Raw genomic sequence first — 18,590 nt, forward strand, 5'->3', positions numbered from 1 at the left:
CTAAAAGGAAGGAGCCTTTCCATGACATTAAAAGAAATTGCTCAAGAAGTAGGGGTTTCTATATCCACTGTTTCACGAGTAATCAATAACACAAGTTCCAAGGCAGCCAGCCCGGAAGTAAAAGAACGTATTTGGGATGTTGTCCGCCGCACAGGATACATTCCTAATTCAGCGGCCCAAAACCTAAAACTTGGACAATCTATGTCTAAATCACACTCGCATTCTCTTTTCTGTCTCTTTGCAAGAACTCCTGATGATCCAAATGACCCTTTTTTCTCTTCTCTGGCAAGGAGTATAGAAGTAGAAGCATATAAACAAAATTATATTGTTAAATCATCATTTACATCATTTGATATCAATAAAGCAGAAACATACCGAATGATTCTGGATAATGATGTAAGCGGAGGCGTTGTATTGGGTCGTTGTAATAAACCTACTCTTAAATTTCTTAAACAACATTTTCGAAATGTAGCATACACGGGATTAAACGGCATTGATGCTGAGTTTGATCAAATTCTCTGCGACGGATATGATGCAAGTATTTGCGCTATGAAGTATTTAATTGAACTCGGACATAAATGTATCGGATACATAGGCGAAACCTCGTCAGAAAACCGCTATCAGGGTTATCGGGACATACTTGCACAGCATGGTCTGCCATTTAATAATTCTTTTGTTGCTCCTGTTCCATTTTCTTCAAATGGAGGATATGATGGTGCAAAAAAATTATTGTCTCAGTCAAACAATCTGACTGCCATTTTCTGTGGTAATGATATTACAGCAATCGGTGCAATCCGTGCTATTAAAGATCTTGGACTAAAAATACCTAAAGATATTTCTGTTATCAGCATTGATGATATTGATATTGCCCAGTATCTGTCCCCTACACTCACTACAATACAGGTGCCGGTAGAATCTATGGGAAGTATGGCTGCCAAAATATTAATTGACCGGATCCACGGAGGGCACACTCTTCCCATGAAAGTAAATTTCCCCTGCCATCTGGCAAAAAGAGAAAGCTGCGATAAACCACGCAAATAAACTTTACACAAACAGTTCTGTTATAAAGGAGATTAATTATATGAAAAAAGGATTATACATGGAATGTTCTTCAGGAATAAGTGGTGACATGAGTGTTGCCGCTCTGCTCGGCTTGGGCGCTGATCCTCATAAACTTACAGAGACTTTAAAAACACTTCCTCTTCAAGGTTACCAAATACAAATAAAAACTGTTGTAAAATCTGGAATTTCAGCGTATGACTTTAATGTGATTCTTGATTCTTTACACGAAAATAATGATCATAATATGGAATATTTATATGGGCATTCCCATCATGCTCCCCATGAACACAATAACTCTGCCCATACTTCAATAGAGACAACACAGCACATACATAACCATTCCGAACACATCCATCGCAGTCTTTCTGATATTTTTCAGATACTGGAAGCCAGTTCTATGACTCAGACAGCTCTATATACAGCAAAAAAAATATTTCAAATCTTGGCAGAAGGGGAATCTGAGGCTCACGGAATACCCATTGAAAAAGTACATTTTCATGAAGTGGGCGCTATAGATTCTATAGTAGATATTGCCAGTGTTTCTATTTGTCTGGATATGCTGGGGTATAAGGAAATATTTGTTCCTGTATTGTGCGATGGTACTGGAACTATTCGATGTCAGCATGGTATTCTGCCTGTTCCGGTTCCTGCTGTTGCTAACATTACAAAGCGGTATCAAATTCCTCTTTCTATCCAACCAGTTCAGGGAGAACTTATTACACCTACCGGAGCTGCTATTGTTGCTGCTATTTTTACGTCTTGTAAACTGCCTACCTCTTTCCATATTATAAAGACTGGTATTGGAGCTGGAAAACGAGATTATAAAAATACTTCCGGAATTTTACGACTTATGGAAATTGAATATATCTGATTTTAATGATATTAATAAAACCTGTAATTCTATATTGCATATAGGAGTACAGGTTTTGTCTTAGTTCATATAGTGCTGTAAAGAGGCTCTTTACAGGTTTTTCGCAGGTTTTATGAATTTATCACATTTCACCTGAAATCGTCACAATATAAAAATTTGGTGTCGGCTTATATGGCTCTAAGTCGTTAATCTCTTCACCGCAGACACTCAAAGAGTGGGGATTTAGAGACTGGGAAAAAGCATAATTTGTGAAAAGTAAAGATTTTTTAACAGTAACAAGCAATAAATCTTTTATAGAAAAGATTAATGGTTTACAACATAGTCATAAAACGATATAATTTGACTATAAAAGAACGGAGGTATCACCATGCAGACTTTACAGGAAAGAATTAGACCATCAGCCGATTTAAGAAATCATTACAGTGAAATATCAAAGCAATGCAGAGAAGGACGAGAGGCCGTTATTATCACTGTCAATGGAAGAGGAGATACAGTATCACTTGGATATGAAGAATACAATCGTATGAAGGCAAGGATAGAACTGCTGGAAATTCTTGCAGAAGCAGAAGAAGATGTAAGAGTAGGCAGAGTTGCGCCGATGAAAGATACATTTTCCAATTTGCGTGCAATATTAAAGGAGAAAAGAAATGAGTAATTATACAGTAATCAGAACGGATACTGCGGATGCTCTCATTCATAAGATTACTCTTGATATTGCCGAAAAATTTGGTGTAGATGTTGCATTAGAGAGGTTGGATAAACTCGAAGAACAGATACTGCTGCTTGGAGAAGATCCGCATATAGGATCAGATCCTCGTTATATGATTCTTCGCAGACAGGGCTATAAGATTTTGATTACAGAAAAAAATCTGGTATTTTATAAAATTGATGAATACCAGAAAATTGTCACTGTATATGCAGTTGTTGATCAAAGACAAGATTATTTGAACATTATCAGAGGATTATAAAGAAAAACCGCCGTAAAACCTGTAAAATCAGGGAAAGTCTGGACTTCACAGTTTTTTCACAAAATAATTAGCACTCACCTATTGTTATTACAGCGTAGCTTTTGTCTTAGTTCATAGAGTGCCGTAAAGTGCCTATTTACAGGCTTTTCACGGGTTTTATGAATTTATCACATTTCATCAAAAATCGTCAATATACAAAAAATTGGTGTCAAAATTGGTGTCAAATAACCTTAATTTGAGATTTTGATGAGAAACACATCAGTATAAAAAATTGAATATTTTATAGATTATGGAACGCCTAAAATGACGTTCCTTTTCTATTTTCAGCCGTTCTTATTGGACGGCTATTTTATCACCCAAAATGAAAGGAGCATTAGATTTATGAAAAAGACATGGAAACGATTGTGTACGGGCTTCTTAGCTCTTGTAACTGTCGTTACTGCTTTACCGACTACACCCGTTCATGCAGAAAGTAAGCAATACTGGACGGAGTCAAAAGAGCGTGTCGGTATCGTTGAAAAAGTAATGAATGACGGTTCGATTGGTTCTACTTTTAATGAGGGACATTTAACCGTTGAGGGCGAGGACGCTTACTGTATCGACATTAACACAGACTTTAAGAACGGTTACAAGACCAGAGCTGACGCAAGCTCACGCATGAGTACCGACCAGATAAGCGATGTTGCCTTATCTATCGAATATGTAAAACAGTACACAGACAGCCACAGCGGAATAAGCAAAAATCACGCTTATCTTTTAAGACAGCTTGTGGTCTGGCAGAGATTGAGCGTACATCTTGGCTGGCAATGCGACAACGTGCGAGCTTCTTATGATGAAATTCCAAAGGCAACGCAGGACGAAGTTTTCTCTGGTGCAAAAGCCTTTGTCAAAGAGAATAAAGGACGCTATGAATGTGGCGGTTATATCTACTCTGGCGAGGGGCAGGAATTGGGACAATTCTGGGCGAAGCTGAATGTCGGAAATGCGAAACTGCAAAAGACTTCCAGTAATACCAGCATTACAGACAGTAACGGGAATTACTCTGTCGCTGGTGCGACCTATGGTGTCTTTTCTGATAAGGACTGCACGAAACAGCTTGCCACCCTTACGACTGATGAAAGCGGAAATACAGATATTGCAGAGGTAAAAGCAGGCACAGTCTATATCAAGGAATTATCCGCACCAGCAGGATATAAAGTGGATAAAACAATCTATCCATTAACAATCAAAGCTGGCGAAACAGCAACTTTGAATGTATCAGATACACCAAAAGTAACGGACACTTTGATTGAGCTTTTTAAGATTGATATGGAAACACAGAAAGACAATCCGCAGGGAAACGCTTCTCTAGCAGGTGCAGAATTTACATGGAAGTATTATGCTGGCTTCTATAACAAAGACAATCTCCCTGCCGAAGCTACTCGTACATGGGTTACAAAGACAATCGCTGAAACTGACAGCGACGGGACAACTCATTACATCACAAAATTAGTGAACGCATACAAGGTATCTGGCGACAGCTTCTATATGCAGGACGGTAAGGCGGTTCTTCCACTTGGAACACTAACCGTTGAGGAAACAAAAGCTCCAAACGGCTACTTGTTAGACGGTGCGTATATGCAGGCTGGCGATAAGTCCGAACAGATTAAGGGTTTATATGTAACACAGATTACCGAGGACGGCGACCTTGCCGTATTATCTGGAAGTAACCAGTTTTCCGTATCAGACAAGGTTATCCGTGGCGGTGTGAAAATTCAGAAACGAGATTTAGAAACGGGCGATACAAAGCCACAAGGAAGTGCCACTTTGAAAGATACTGCCTTTGACATCATTTCCTTAAATGATAATTCTGTTTTGGTTGAGGGCAAGTTATACAAGAAAAATGAAGTGGTAAAGATAATTCGTACCGATATTGAGGGTGTCGCTTCTACTTCTGCTAACCTCTTACCTTATGGAAAATTCCGTATCGTTGAAAGTGAAGCTCCCGACGGTTACTTAACTGACGGTGCAAAGCCGATTGATTTTACAATCACAGAAAATGGAAAAATCGTGGACTTAACCGATGAAGCCCATTCTATCTACAATCAGATTAAGCGTGGAGATATTGAGGGCATAAAAATCGGTGCAGGTACACACAAGCGTCTTGCTGATGTTCCCTTTCGGATCACAAGCAAGACGACGGGAGAAAGTCATGTTGTGGTAACTGATGATAACGGGCAATTCTCCACTTCTGCTGACTGGGCTTCCCATAAGCACAATACTAACGCAGGCAAGACCAGCGAGGACGGTGTGTGGTTTGGAACTTCTGAACCAGACGACAGCAAAGGTGCGTTACCTTACGATACTTACATCATTGAAGAATTACGCTCTGACAGTAACAAAGGCTTTGAGCTTATCCCACCGTTTGAAATCGTAGTATCAAGAAATAATCTTGTGATTGATTTAGGGACTTTGACTGATGAATACGAAAAAGAAATCTCTATCCATACCACAGCAACCAGCAAGGACGGCGATAAGACTATCCTTGCAGGAAAAGAGGTTACAATCGTTGATACTGTCAAATTGGACGGACTTACAAAAGGCACAAAGTATCAGTTAAAAGGCTGGCAGATGTTAAAGGAAGAAAACGCCGAGCTTATCATTGACGGGAAACGTGTGGAAAGTGATTATACGTTTACTGCTGACAGCGAAACTATGAAAGTGGAAGTTGCCTTTACCTTTGACGCTACTTCTCTTGACGGCAAACAGCTTGTAACTTTTGAAGAATTGTACGATTTGAGCAATCCAGACGAACCGAAGAAAGTTACCGAGCATAAGGATATTGAGGATAAAGGACAGACGATTACCTTTAAGGAAAAAACCAAAGTCCCAGAAGAACCAAAGAAACCCGAAACACCACAGACACCAGATACACCGCATAAAACAGACAGTCCAAAAACTGGCGATAGCACAAACCTTTACGGACTGCTTGCACTTCTTTTGACTTCTGGTGCTGGACTGGCAGGTATCTTCTTCTGCAAACGCCGTAAAATGAAGAAATCATAAGGCGGTAACGGTATGAGAAAAGAAAAATCACGTTCTCCGCCGATACCGTGTCGGCAGACTTCCGCTTATTCTGGCTTGTCTGCTACTTACCTGCAAGAACACGGATAGTCAAGGGTGCGTAAGCATTTATTTTACCCTTTACTATCTGGGGGCTTGCTGGTACTTCCTTAACTGCCAGAATAAGAAATCACTATCAACAAACTTATCAAAAATAGAAAGAAACGAGGTAAAACAATATGGAAATGAAATATGTCGTGCCAGATATGGCACAGTCTTTTGGAACTCTTGAATTTGCAGGCGAAAGTGAGCCTATCTTTGAAAGAGATAAAAATAACCGCAGGGTCTTAGCCAGACGAAGCTATAACCTTTATTCTGACGTACAGAAAGGCGAAAATGTTGTGGTGGAAATTCCCGTGCAGGCTGGCGAAAAGCATTTCAAGTATGAACAGAAAGTGAAACTTGTCAATCCGAAGTTATATGGCAGAGGTTACGCAATCGGGGATATGGGACATACCGATTATGTGTTAGTTGCTGATGATATTGTAGCAGTTGAAGAAAAGTAAAGGAGTGAAGAATTTATGAGATTATCAAACGGGTTTGTTATTGACAAAGAGAAAACATTTGGAGAATTAAAATTTACAGCGGTGCGTGATGTGTTCTTACAGAATGAGGACGGGACACCGAGTACCCAGCTTAAAAAACGTATCTATGATTTAAAATGTAGTCTGCATGGTGGAATTATCCCCGTGTCTGTACCGCCAGAAATACCGTTAAGGGAATTTCCATACAATGCAGTTGTGGAGCTTGTCAATCCCGTAGCCGATACGGTATCAAGAAAGACCTATACGGGTGCAGATGTGGATTGGTATGTAAAAGCAGAGGACATTGTATTGAAGAATAAAGGCAATCAGAACGCAGGCAATCCACAGAACCATACACCGCAGGGACAACCGAAAAAATAAACTTGGTGGGTAGATTTTTATTGTAGCAGATATATGGAACTGTTATAATATGGGTATGAAGAAAGTAACACATTTGAAGTTGCAAAAGGAGTGAAATTGAAATGTGTATGGAATGTTATGTTGACGAAAATAGAATAACACCACTCTTAAATCCATTGGATTGTTTAGAAAATCATACACAATACATTTGTGGGACTTGCGGGAGGTGCATTTGCATTGAACATGACCCCAAACGTGGATTACAACGGTGGAATTTCCCTTTTAAATCGTTAGAAATTGCAAAATTATATTTGCGTACTGCTGATTATAGTACCAAAAAGTCATGTGGTATTTATGAACTGAAAAGTGAAAATGGCAGACTTTCATACAAAATCTTTGCGGACAGTGAGGACTTGCTGTTATATCTAAAAAAGAACAAAGGAAAAACTTGCAAAGATATGAAACCTGTTTTTATGATTGAAGAATACAGAGAATATGCAAATACGCAGATAAGAAAATTGACCTCTGATGAAATACAGAAATATATGTCAGAGCGATAACTTCCAGTTTCACAATTTCATATCTATACATACATAGCAGTTAGTCTTAGGATTGACTGCTTTTTTCGTACCCAGAAAGGAGTGATTGATTTATGAGAATGATTTTAAACAAAGGACACCGTATCAGAGCCAGCAACAAGAACCTTGTCTACCACTTTTCCATAGGGACGCTTCTGTTTGTATTTGTGGCGGTTCTTCTGCTACTGAATATCAAACAGCTCATGCGTACCGATTGGGAGCATTTCAGCTTGTTAGAAAACGGCTTGACGCTTTCCCCTTACAACTTCATAACCATACTGATAGCGACTGGTGTTTGTGCATTGGTCGCTTTTCTGTATTACCGCTTTTGTTACGACAGTTTCAAGAAGCTCCTGCACCGTCAAAAGCTGGCAAGAATGGTACTGGAAAATAAATGGTATGAAGCCGATACCGTACAAGACAGCGGTTTTTTTACTGACCTGCAAAGCAGATCAAGGGAAAAAATCGTCTGGTTTCCAAAGATTTATTATCAAATGGAAAAAGGCTTGCTTCATATCCGCTGTGAAATCACGCTGGGAAAATATCAAGACCAGCTTTTACGGTTAGAGGATAAGCTGGAAAGTGGCTTGTATTGCGAGCTGACTGACAAGACCCTGCATGACGGCTATATTGAATATACCCTGCTTTATGATATGATAGCGAACCGCATTACCATTAATGAAGTACGTGCAGAGAACGGCTGTCTTAGACTGATGAAAAATCTTGTCTGGGAATATGACGCACTTCCTCATGCTCTGATTGCTGGTGGGACGGGTGGCGGTAAAACTTATTTTCTGCTGACGCTTATTGAAGCCTTACTCCATACCAACGCTGTCCTTTATATCTTAGACCCGAAGAATAGCGACCTTGCGGACTTAGGAACGGTCATGCCAAACGTCTACCATACCAAAGAAGAAATGATAGACTGCGTCAATGCCTTTTATGAGGGCATGGTACAGCGAAGTGAGGAAATGAAGCGACACCCGAACTATAAGACGGGCAAAAACTACGCCTATCTGGGACTGCCACCCTGTTTTCTTATCTTTGATGAATATGTGGCGTTTTTTGAAATGCTGGGGACAAAGGAAAGTGTGAGCTTACTTAGCCAGTTAAAGAAAATCGTCATGCTAGGACGGCAGGCAGGATATTTTCTTATCGTTGCCTGCCAGCGTCCAGACGCAAAGTATTTCTCGGACGGTATCAGAGATAACTTCAATTTCCGTGTGGGACTTGGGCGTATCAGCGAATTAGGTTACGGTATGCTTTTTGGTTCAGATGTGAAAAAGCAGTTTTTCCAGAAACGTATCAAGGGGCGTGGCTATTGTGATGTGGGAACAAGCGTGATAAGCGAATTTTACACGCCTTTAGTCCCGAAAGGACATGATTTTTTGCAGACTATCGGCTCTCTTGCACAAGCAAGGCAGGACGGGACGGCGACGTGCGAAGCGAAAGGCGACGGCACGGACTAGCCGTTGCTGGTGTGGCGTTAGCCACGCCAGCAGGTAAAACCCCTCGGTATCTAACAGAGGGGTACGTTTGCAAATAGACAATAGACAAAAAACATAGGAAACATAAGGCTTCTGATATGGTTTTCTAGTAAAAATCAGTTGTGAAGTCGCCTTAAAAAACTTCACACTTTACAGATTGGGGGTATGGTTCTGAATGAAGAACAATGGATAAAAGAATTACGAGAGAAACGGATTGCTTACGGTATCTCACAAGGCAGGCTGGCGGTGGCTTCTGGTATCACAAGGGAATATCTCAACAAGATAGAAAGCGGAAAAATGAAGCCGTCAAAGGAGCTTCTTAATACTCTGCATGAGGAACTGGAAAGGTTCAATCCAGAAGCACCGCTTACCATGCTGTTTGATTATGTAAAAATTCGTTTTCCCACGCTGGATATACAGCACATCATCAAAGATATATTAAAACTGAATATCAATTATATGCTCCATGAAGATTACGGACATTACAGTTATACGGAGCATTATTCTCTGGGGGACATCTTTATCTATACGTCGGCTGACGAAGAAAAAGGTGTCCTTTTAGAGTTAAAGGGGCGTGGGTGCAGGCAGTTTGAAAGTTACCTGCTGGCACAGCAAAGAAGCTGGTATGACTTCCTCATGGACGCATTAGTAGACGGTGGCGTGATGAAGCGTATCGACCTTGCTATCAACGACCATACGGGCATTTTGGATATTCCAGAGCTTGCGGAAAAATGCAGGAAACGGGAATATATCGGAAAGTCCAGAAGTTATAAGTTTTATCAGTCGGGCGAGCTTATCAAGCACAGAGAGGACGACAGAGAATATATGGGACGTACCCTTTATCTTGGTTCGCTGAAATCAGATGTGTATTTCTGTATCTATGAAAAGGACTATGAGCAGTACGTCAAGTTAGGGACACCGCTTGATGAAGCCGACATTATCAACCGTTTTGAGATACGGCTTCGGAATGAACGTGCCTATTATGCAGTACGAGATTTGCTGACGTATTATGACGCAGAGCAGACCGCCTTTTCTATCATCAACCAGTATGTGCGGTTTGTTGATGAAGAACCCGGCAAGCGAAAAAATGACTGGAAACTCAATGACCGCTGGGCGTGGTTTATCGGCGATAACAGACAGAGCTTGAAGCTGACGACAAAGCCAGAGCCTTACACCTTAGACCGCACATTGCGGTGGGTACAACGGCAGGTAGCACCGACCTTGAAAATGCTGAAAAAGATTGATAAGGGAAATGGTACAGACTACATGGAAACAATCGAACAGCAGGCAAAGCTCACAGAAAAGCATGAAATGATAATCAAACAGCAGACGACCCCTGCAAAAGATTTGGTGGAAAGTTAGGAGTGATGAAAAAATGTGGGAATTAGTAAAAAATTTACTACTGGTATCTCTGGGAATGGGTATCGGCGTAGTCTTGATGTGTGTTTTGAATGTTGGCAAAGAAGCTGACTGTGAAATGAAACAATTAGAAGAAAGTGAGGACAATTAAATGAATTTTGGTCAAAATTTGTATCAATGGTTTTTATCAAACGCACAGAGCTTAGTGCTTATGGCGATTGTAGTTATCGGTATCTACTTAGGGTTTAAGCGTGAGTTTTCCAAACTTATCGGTTTCTTGGTAGTTGCCTTAATTGCTGTCGGCTTGGTATTCAATGCTGGCGGTGTGAAAGATGTACTGTTAGAGCTGTTCAATAGGATTATAGGTGCGTAAAATTTTATTGTGGTGCTGATGTATGGGTGCTATAATGTGAAAAAAGAAGTAATCGAGGTGTTCTATTTTGAATGAGAGAGAGAAAATTATTCGTTTATGGTTTGATATGTGGTTGAAACAGCAAGACTTAGGAATGGATAAAATTTTTACAGAAGATGTTGTTTATACGGAAAGCTGGTGTCCTAAATATGAAAATCTTAAAACAGTAAAACATTGGTTTAATGAATGGAATACTCGTGGTAAAGTCATTATTTGGGATATTAAACAGTTCTTTCATAAAGAAAATCAAACTGTCGTAGAATGGTATTTTAAAAATGAAATGAATACGGGAAGTGTTGAAGAATTTGACGGTATTTCCTTAATTGAATGGACAGAAGATAACAAAATCAAATCATTAAAAGAATATGGTTGCAATCTCAATAACTACAATCCATATCAGCACAGCGATAACCCTCAATTTAGAGATGAAAAAACAAACTGGTTTTAAAACTTAATCAAATTATATCCATATACACAAAGCAGTTAGTCTTAGGATTGACTGCTTTTTTCTTGCCAAAATTTCAGATTGGAGTGATGAAATGAATGATATTGTTAAGGATATGCAGGAAAAAGTCGGCTGTGAATACATTTCAGACCTGCCCTCCTACAAGCGTAAGGTGTGGCAGGAAATGAAACGGTTGAACCCTGCCGACTATGAAGAAAGACAGTTAGAAGATTTTTCAAAGTATGTGTTTGGTATGTCGTACCAGACATTAAAAGATGTGATGAAACAACAGAAAGGACGTGAGGAACAATGCAGGAAACAAGGGTGCTGGTGGAAACGAAAGGAACAACTGGCGAAGAAACAATATCATACTGGTTCGACTTGCCGATAGATGTTGCCGAGTTTGAAGAAAAGCTAGGTGTCGGTGCAGAAAGTGGGGATTACCGTATTATCGAAAAGGTGTTACCTTATGCTGATGAAGTTCACGAACATACAAGCGTGTATCAGCTCAACGAATTAGATTTTATGTACCGCCAGCTTTCAAGTGATATGCAGGAAGAATATGTATCACTACTTACGGTGTTTGAGAATTTAGAAGCACTTTATATTTGCAGGAACGTGATTACGGTTTATCCCGACTGCAAAAGCATGATAGATGTTGCAAGGCAAAAGCTGATGAACGACCCGACGTTCAAACATCTGTCCGACGACTGTCAAGAATACTACTTTGACTTTGAAGCCTATGCTTCTCACTTGCAGGAACACGGGGAATTTTTAGTAACGGAACACGGTATCTTTGAACTGCCAGAGTAGGAAATGAGGTGGTGCTTATGATTGATGATATGGCGGTTTATATTGCTAATCTTGGCAAATACAATGAGGGCTATTTAGTCGGAGCATGGTTCACATTTCCTATTGACGAGGAAGATGTAAAAGAAAAAATCGGCTTGAATGAACAGTATGAGGAATACGCTATCCATGATACCGACAACTTCCCGATTGCGATTGGTGAGTATGTTTCCATTGAAGAACTGAACTCTATGTATGAAATGATAGAGGAACTTCCCGACTATATCGTAGAATGTCTGGACGAATTTATCAGCCACTACGGGACGCTGGAAGAAGTCGTGGAACACAAGGACGACATTTATTATTATCCCGACTGTGAAACCATGACAGATGTTGCCTACTACTACATAGACGAATTGCAAGCACTTGGGGATATTCCACCCAGCTTACAGAACTACATTGACTATGAAGCCTACGGGCGAGATTTGGATATGGGCGGTTGCTTTATTGAAACAAGCCGAGGGATGTGCGAGATACCATACTAACGCTGGAAGATCAGCGACAAGCATTGTTGCTACTGACAGCGTATTTCTCTTTTAAGGGACAGTCTGAAAATGGCTGTCCTTTTCTATTTTGAAAGGAGCTGAAAGAACTTGAAAAAGATTAAATCTTATACGGGTATCTGGAACGTGGAAAAAGTCTTGTATGCAATCAATGACTTTAACTTACCCTTTCCCGTTACTTTTACACAGATTACATGGTTTGTGATTACGGAATTTATCATCATTCTGTTTGGGGATATTCCCCCACTTTCCATGATTGAGGGAGCATTTCTCAAATATTTCGGTATTCCCGTTGCTCTCACTTGGTTTATGTCGCAGAAAACCTTTGACGGAAAGAAGCCGTACAGCTTTTTGAAATCACAGATAACCTATGCCCTGCGACCTAAAATCACTTATGCAGGAAAAGCCGTAAAACTGCATAAGCAGACCTTGAATGAAACAATCACGGCAGTAAGGAGTGTGAACGATGTTCCCGATAAAATATATTGACAATAACCTTGTCTGGAACAAGGACAATGAGGTATTCGCTTACTATGAGCTGATACCGTACAACTATTCTTTCTTATCCGCAGAGCAGAAATTTATCGTGCATGACAGCTTTCGACAGCTCATTGCACAGTCCCGTGAGGGTAAAATTCATGCGTTGCAGATTGCCACAGAAAGCTCCATACGAAGTATGCAGGAGCAGTCAAAGAAACTGGTAACTGGAAAATTAAAGGAAGTTGCCTGCCAGAAAATAGATGAACAGACCGAAGCGTTAGTATCTATGATTGGGGACAATCAAGTGGACTACCGCTTTTTTCTTGGCTTTAAGCTCATGGTTACGGAAGAACAGCTCAATCTGAAGAACCTCAAAAAATCGGCGTGGCTGACATTCAAGGAATTTCTCCATGAAGTCAATCACACGCTGATGAATGACTTTGTTTCCATGCCGAATGATGAAATCAACCGCTACATGAAAATGGAAAAGTTACTGGAAAACAAAATCTCCCGTCGCTTTAAGGTGCGTCGTTTGGAAATCAATGATTTTGGGTATCTCATGGAACATCTTTACGGCAGGGACGGTATCGCTTATGAAGATTATGAGTACCAGCTACCAAAGAAGAACTATAAGAAAGAAACGCTGATAAAATACTACGACCTTATCCGTCCGACAAGGTGTGTGATTGAGGAAAACCAGCGGTATTTACGCTTGGAACATGAGGACAAGGAAAGCTATGTGTCCTATTTTACCGTCAATGCGATTGTCGGGGAGCTTGACTTTCCGTCGTCTGAAATCTTTTATTTCCAGCAACAGCAATTCACATTCCCCGTTGATACTTCCATGAATGTAGAAATCGTGGAAAACAGAAAAGCATTAACGACCGTTCGCAACAAGAAAAAGGAGTTGAAAGACCTTGACAATCACGCCTATCAAGCTGGAAGTGAAACCAGCTCAAATGTGGTGGACGCATTAGACAGCGTGGACGAGCTGGAAACGGACTTAGACCAGACAAAAGAAAGTATGTATAAGTTAAGCTACGTTATACGGGTGTCTGCACCCGATCTTGACGAGCTGAAACGCCGTTGTGATGAAGTCAAGGACTTTTACGACGACCTCAATGTAAAGCTGGTGCGTCCTGTTGGGGATATGCTGGGGCTTCATTCTGAATTTCTTCCAGCCAGCAGGCGATATATCAATGATTATGTGCAGTATGTAAAATCAGACTTCTTGGCTGGGCTTGGTTTTGGTGCTACACAGCAGTTAGGGGAAAATACGGGTATCTATATCGGGTATTCCGTTGATACAGGAAGAAATGTGTACCTGCAACCGTCTTTAGCATCGCAGGGTGTAAAAGGTACAGTTACCAACGCTTTAGCTTCTGCTTTTGTCGGTTCGCTTGGCGGTGGGAAGTCGTTCTGCAATAATCTTCTTGTGTATTATGCGGTACTGTTTGGCGGTCAAGCAGTCATTTTAGACCCAAAAGCCGAGAGAGGAAACTGGAAAGAAACGCTCCCAGAAATCGCCCATGAAATCAATATCGTAAACCTAACCAGCGACAAGGACAATGCAGGACTTCTTGACCCGTTTGTGATTATGAAGAATGTAAAAGACGCTGAAAGTCTGGCAATCGACATCTTAACATTCCTTACGGGTATTTCCTCTAGGGACGGAGAAAAATTCCCCGTACTTCGTAAAGCGGTTCGTTCCGTTACCCAGAGCGACAGTCGGGGCTTGCTCCATGTGATAGACGAGCTACGCCGTGAAGATACGCCAGTATCAAGAAATATCGCAGACCATATCGACAGCTTCACAGACTACGACTTTGCACACCTGCTGTTTTCAGACGGTACGGTGGAAAATGCTATCAGTCTGGATAACCAGCTCAATATCATTCAAGTAGCTGACCTTGTATTGCCAGATAAAGATACCACTTTTGAGGAATACACGACCATTGAATTATTGTCGGTGTCTATGCTGATTGTGATTAGTACCTTTGCCCTTGATTTTATCCATTCGGACAGAAGTATTTTTAAGATTGTAGATTTGGACGAAGCGTGGGCGTTCTTAAATGTGGCACAAGGCGAAACCTTATCAAATAAGCTGGTTCGTGCTGGACGAGCTATGCAGGCAGGCGTTTATTTCGTTACACAATCTTCTGGCGACGTGTCAAAGGAAAGTCTGAAAAACAACATTGGTTTAAAATTCGCTTTTCGTAGTACCGACATCAATGAGATAAAACAGACCTTAGAATTTTTCGGTATCGACAAGGACGACGAAAACAACCAGAAACGCTTGCGTGATTTGGAGAACGGACAATGTTTATTGCAGGACTTATACGGGCGTGTCGGCGTGGTGCAGATACACCCCGTCTTTGAAGAACTGTTACACGCCTTTGATACCAGACCGCCCGTGAGAAATGAGGTGGAGTGATGAAAGAAAGGATACAGAGTGCGTTCACAAAAAAGAAGATACTTCACGTTCTCAAAATGGCTCTGTTCGTGGTGGCACTCTCCCTTATCCTGCTTTCACTTCTGGGGACGGTGGCTCATGCGACGGGGCTTGTGGACGATACCATAAATGCAGAAAATCTTTACTCAAAATATCCGCTTTCCAACTACCAGCTTGACTTTTATGTGGATAATAGCTGGTCGTGGTTGCCGTGGAACTGGCTGGACGGTATTGGAAAATCGGTGCAGTACGGGCTTTACTGCATTACCAACTTTGTCTGGACGATAAGCCTTTATTTAAGCAATGCCACGGGCTATGTGGTGCAGGAAGCCTATAAGCTGGACTTCATCAACGATATGGCAGACAGTATCGGAAAAAGCATACAGACCCTTGCAGGCGTTACGCAGAACGGCTTTTCTTCTACGGGCTTCTATGTTGGTTTCCTGCTTCTCATTATCTTAGTGGTGGGAATGTATGTTGCCTACACGGGACTGATAAAACGGGAAACCAGCAAGGCACTTCACGCCGTTATCAACTTTGTTGTAGTGTTTGTATTATCGGCTTCCTTTATTGCCTATGCTCCCGACTACATCAAGAAGATAAATGAATTTTCATCAGACATCAGTACCGCTTCGTTGGACTTGGGAACAAAAATCATGCTCCCCAACTCTGACCGCGAGGGCAAGGACAGCGTGGACTTGATACGGGACAGCTTATTTTCTATTCAAGTGGAACAGCCGTGGCTACTCTTACAATTCGGGAACAGCAACGCAGAGGAAATCGGGACAGACCGTGTCGAAGCTCTCGTATCGGCAAGCCCAGAGGACGAGGACGGAAAAACCAGAGAGGAAGTCGTGAAAACAGAAATCGAGGACAATGACAATAACAATCTGACGATACCGCAGGTGGTAAACCGTTTGGGTATGGTGTTCTTCCTCTTGTTCTTTAACTTAGGTATCACGATATTTGTATTCTTGCTTACGGGCATGATGTTGTTTAGCCAGATACTTTTTATTATCTTTGCTATGTTTCTGCCTATCAGCTTTTTGCTCTCCATGATACCGAGTTATGAAAGCATGGCAAAGCAGGCAATCGTAAGGGTATTTAATACCATTATGACACGGGCAGGAATTACGCTCATTGTAACGGTGGCGTTCAGCATTTCCAGTATGTTTTATAATATTTCCACGGACTACCCGTTCTTTATGGTGGCGTTCTTGCAGATAGTATGTTTCGCTGGTATCTACATGAAGCTGGGCGACTTAATGAGTATGTTCTCCTTGAACGCTAATGATAGTCAAAGCATGGGACGCAGGATATTCCGCAGACCATATCTGTTTATGCGACATCGGGCTAGGCGTATGGAAAGACGACTTGCTGGTGCTGTTACGGCTGGCGGTGTCGCTGGTGCGGTGGCTGGCGGTGCAGTTGCAAGTGGAAAACCGACAAGGAAACCTGCCACAAAAGACAGTCGGGGAAATACATCTACTTCCAGCATGGGACAACGTGCAGGCTCAAAGGTGGGTGCTGTCTTAGATACAAAAAATAAAGTGAAAGACAAGGCAAACGCTGTCAAAGAGAATATCAAGGATATGCCGACGCAGACCGCTTATGCGGTGTATTCCGCAAAGGAAAAGGCAAAGTCCAGCGTGTCCGACTTCAAGCGTGGCATGGTGCAGGAACAGCAGTCCAGACAGACGGGACGCTTGGAAAAGCAGGAACAGCATAGACAGAATATTGCTGATAAGCGTATGGAGCTTCAAAAAGCACAAGAAGCAAGGCAGGCACAGCGAAAGGCTGACGGATCAGCGACAACGGGAGCTACCCGTCCCCATGAGCGACCAGCCACAGCTTCAACTATTCCAAAGCCGAGTGCTGAAAAAATGCAGGAAGTCAAACGTCCTGCCACAGCTCCGACTTCTAAAGCAAGTGAGCCAGTCAAGATAAACGGTATAAAAGAGCGTCCGCTATCTTCGGGGCCTTCTGACATGAAAGCGACCCAGATAAACCATAGGAATGTCGAAAAAGCGGTATCGCAGGAAACACGCCAGAATTACACCAAAGACCGCAGGACAAAGGTTCAGCAGACACAAAATATTCAGAAGAACCAGCAGACCACAGAGAAAAACCGTAACCTTGTAACGAAGAAAGGACAGAAGAAAAAATGAAACTGAAACATATCGCTATCATTGGCAGTCTGTTTCCTATCCTCTTTTCCGTAGTTCTTTTCTTTGGTGTCTTGATTAGTGCAGACAGCGACGACGAGAACAGCAACTTTTCTTCTGGCATTACGGGTATGAACTTATCCGCAGAAGTTTTGAAACATCAGCCTATGGTGGAAAAATACGCCAGAGAATATGGCATTTCCGAGTATGTCAATGTGTTACTGGCTATCATTCAAGTAGAAAGTGGCGGTACGGCAGAAGATGTCATGCAGTCCAGCGAAAGTCTGGGACTACCGCCCAACTCTTTAGATACGGAAAGCTCAATCAAGCAGGGGTGTAAGTATTTTGCGTCCCTGCTTTCTTCCTGCAAAAATCAAGGTATCGACGATTTGAATGTAGCGATACAGTCCTATAACTATGGTGGTGGCTATGTAGGATATGTGGCTGGAAACGGAAAGAAACATACATACAACCTTGCGGAAAATTTTGCCCGTGAGAAATCGGGTGGAAAGAAAGTAACCTACACCAACCCGATAGCCGTTGCAAAGAACGGGGGCTGGCGTTGGAGCTATGGGAATATGTTTTATGTGGAATTAGTCAATCAGTATTTAACTGTTCCGCAAATATCGGGCGAGCTGGCACAAAAGGTCATGAATGAAGCGTTGAAATATCAAGGCTGGAAGTATCAGTTTGGCGGTAGCAATCCCAACACTTCCTTTGACTGTTCGGGACTTACGCAATGGTGCTATGGAAAAGCTGGTATCTCTTTGCCGAGAACGGCACAAGCACAGTATGACGCTACCCAACATCTTCCACTTTCGCAGGCAAAGGCTGGCGATTTGGTATTTTTCCATTCCACCTATAACGCAGGTTCGTATGTAACCCATGTGGGAATTGTGCGTCCAGAGGGACGAAAGTTAGAAGTAGATTAAAGAAAGGGGGACAGAAAAAAAAGGCACTACCCCGTAAGATA

Annotated in this window: 19 protein-coding genes and 1 pseudogene; all 20 read left to right on the forward strand. The window is 41.7% G+C overall.

Annotated features, from left to right (window positions below; all coding sequences use genetic code 11):
* The first annotated feature begins 21 nt into the window (after positions 1-21).
* On the forward strand, positions 22-1,041 hold the full coding sequence (locus NSA57_RS16220) for a LacI family DNA-binding transcriptional regulator (protein ID WP_257465446.1): 1,020 nt from the start codon (positions 22-24) through the stop codon (positions 1,039-1,041).
* Positions 1,042-1,081: 40 nt separating this feature from the next.
* The gene (gene larC / locus NSA57_RS16225) at positions 1,082-1,933 is read left to right on the forward strand and encodes a nickel pincer cofactor biosynthesis protein LarC (protein ID WP_257465447.1); all 852 of its coding nucleotides are present in this window, start codon (positions 1,082-1,084) and stop codon (positions 1,931-1,933) included.
* Between the two features lie 367 nt (positions 1,934-2,300).
* Positions 2,301-2,588, forward strand: a complete 288-nt coding sequence (locus NSA57_RS16230; RefSeq protein ID WP_257465448.1) for a type II toxin-antitoxin system Phd/YefM family antitoxin — start codon at positions 2,301-2,303, stop codon at positions 2,586-2,588.
* Positions 2,581-2,901, forward strand: a complete 321-nt coding sequence (locus NSA57_RS16235; protein ID WP_257465449.1) for a type II toxin-antitoxin system RelE/ParE family toxin — start codon at positions 2,581-2,583, stop codon at positions 2,899-2,901. Before NSA57_RS16230 ends, NSA57_RS16235 begins: the two co-directional genes overlap by 8 nt.
* 381 nt (positions 2,902-3,282) lie before the next feature.
* Positions 3,283-5,946 (forward strand): MSCRAMM family protein, encoded by a 2,664-nt coding sequence (locus tag NSA57_RS16240; protein WP_257465450.1) that lies wholly within the window; start codon positions 3,283-3,285, stop codon positions 5,944-5,946.
* 236 nt (positions 5,947-6,182) lie between these two features.
* Positions 6,183-6,509, forward strand: a complete 327-nt coding sequence (locus tag NSA57_RS16245) for a YdcP family protein (RefSeq protein WP_018112593.1) — start codon at positions 6,183-6,185, stop codon at positions 6,507-6,509.
* Between the two features lie 15 nt (positions 6,510-6,524).
* Positions 6,525-6,908 (forward strand): YdcP family protein, encoded by a 384-nt coding sequence (locus NSA57_RS16250; protein WP_195659732.1) that lies wholly within the window; start codon positions 6,525-6,527, stop codon positions 6,906-6,908.
* 101 nt (positions 6,909-7,009) lie between these two features.
* A complete protein-coding gene (locus NSA57_RS16255) occupies positions 7,010-7,447 on the forward strand; it encodes a hypothetical protein (RefSeq protein WP_055273894.1) in 438 nt (145 codons plus the stop codon).
* 92 nt (positions 7,448-7,539) lie between these two features.
* Positions 7,540-8,934 (forward strand): FtsK/SpoIIIE domain-containing protein, encoded by a 1,395-nt coding sequence (locus NSA57_RS16260; protein ID WP_195659733.1) that lies wholly within the window; start codon positions 7,540-7,542, stop codon positions 8,932-8,934.
* Between the two features lie 183 nt (positions 8,935-9,117).
* A complete protein-coding gene (gene mobT / locus NSA57_RS16265) occupies positions 9,118-10,314 on the forward strand; it encodes a MobT family relaxase (RefSeq protein WP_195659734.1) in 1,197 nt (398 codons plus the stop codon).
* 13 nt (positions 10,315-10,327) lie between these two features.
* Positions 10,328-10,462, forward strand: coding sequence for a DUF3789 domain-containing protein (locus NSA57_RS16270; protein WP_173700296.1), 135 nt, complete (start codon positions 10,328-10,330; stop codon positions 10,460-10,462).
* Positions 10,463-10,684, forward strand: a complete 222-nt coding sequence (locus NSA57_RS16275; RefSeq protein WP_055057929.1) for a hypothetical protein — start codon at positions 10,463-10,465, stop codon at positions 10,682-10,684.
* 67 nt (positions 10,685-10,751) lie between these two features.
* Positions 10,752-11,171 carry a nuclear transport factor 2 family protein gene (locus NSA57_RS16280; protein ID WP_009243012.1) on the forward strand — a complete coding sequence of 140 codons (420 nt, stop codon included), beginning with the start codon at positions 10,752-10,754 and terminating at the stop codon, positions 11,169-11,171.
* A 91-nt stretch (positions 11,172-11,262) separates the two neighbouring features.
* Positions 11,263-11,559 carry a conjugal transfer protein gene (locus NSA57_RS16285; protein ID WP_195659735.1) on the forward strand — a complete coding sequence of 99 codons (297 nt, stop codon included), beginning with the start codon at positions 11,263-11,265 and terminating at the stop codon, positions 11,557-11,559.
* Positions 11,478-11,981, forward strand: a complete 504-nt coding sequence (locus NSA57_RS16290; RefSeq protein WP_195659736.1) for an antirestriction protein ArdA — start codon at positions 11,478-11,480, stop codon at positions 11,979-11,981. The genes NSA57_RS16285 and NSA57_RS16290 overlap by 82 nt, the downstream gene beginning before the upstream one ends.
* A 17-nt stretch (positions 11,982-11,998) precedes the next feature.
* Complete coding sequence (locus NSA57_RS16295; protein ID WP_003417623.1) at positions 11,999-12,502, forward strand: antirestriction protein ArdA; 504 nt, start codon at positions 11,999-12,001, stop codon at positions 12,500-12,502.
* 108 nt (positions 12,503-12,610) lie between these two features.
* The gene (locus NSA57_RS16300; protein WP_003865505.1) at positions 12,611-13,009 is read left to right on the forward strand and encodes a conjugal transfer protein; all 399 of its coding nucleotides are present in this window, start codon (positions 12,611-12,613) and stop codon (positions 13,007-13,009) included.
* On the forward strand, positions 12,987-15,434 hold the full coding sequence (gene tcpF, locus NSA57_RS16305; RefSeq protein ID WP_257465452.1) for a conjugal transfer ATPase TcpF: 2,448 nt from the start codon (positions 12,987-12,989) through the stop codon (positions 15,432-15,434). The genes NSA57_RS16300 and tcpF overlap by 23 nt, the downstream gene beginning before the upstream one ends.
* A complete protein-coding gene (locus NSA57_RS16310) occupies positions 15,434-17,620 on the forward strand; it encodes a CD3337/EF1877 family mobilome membrane protein (RefSeq protein ID WP_257465453.1) in 2,187 nt (728 codons plus the stop codon). Before tcpF ends, NSA57_RS16310 begins: the two co-directional genes overlap by 1 nt.
* Positions 17,617-18,513, forward strand: a pseudogene (locus tag NSA57_RS16315) (C40 family peptidase); the annotation flags it as partial. The gene NSA57_RS16310 and the pseudogene NSA57_RS16315, both read left to right, overlap by 4 nt.
* Between the last annotated feature and the right edge of the window lie 77 nt (positions 18,514-18,590).

Source organism: Blautia caecimuris (assembly GCF_024622975.1).
Classification (GTDB): Bacteria; Bacillota; Clostridia; order Lachnospirales; family Lachnospiraceae; genus Blautia_A; species Blautia_A caecimuris.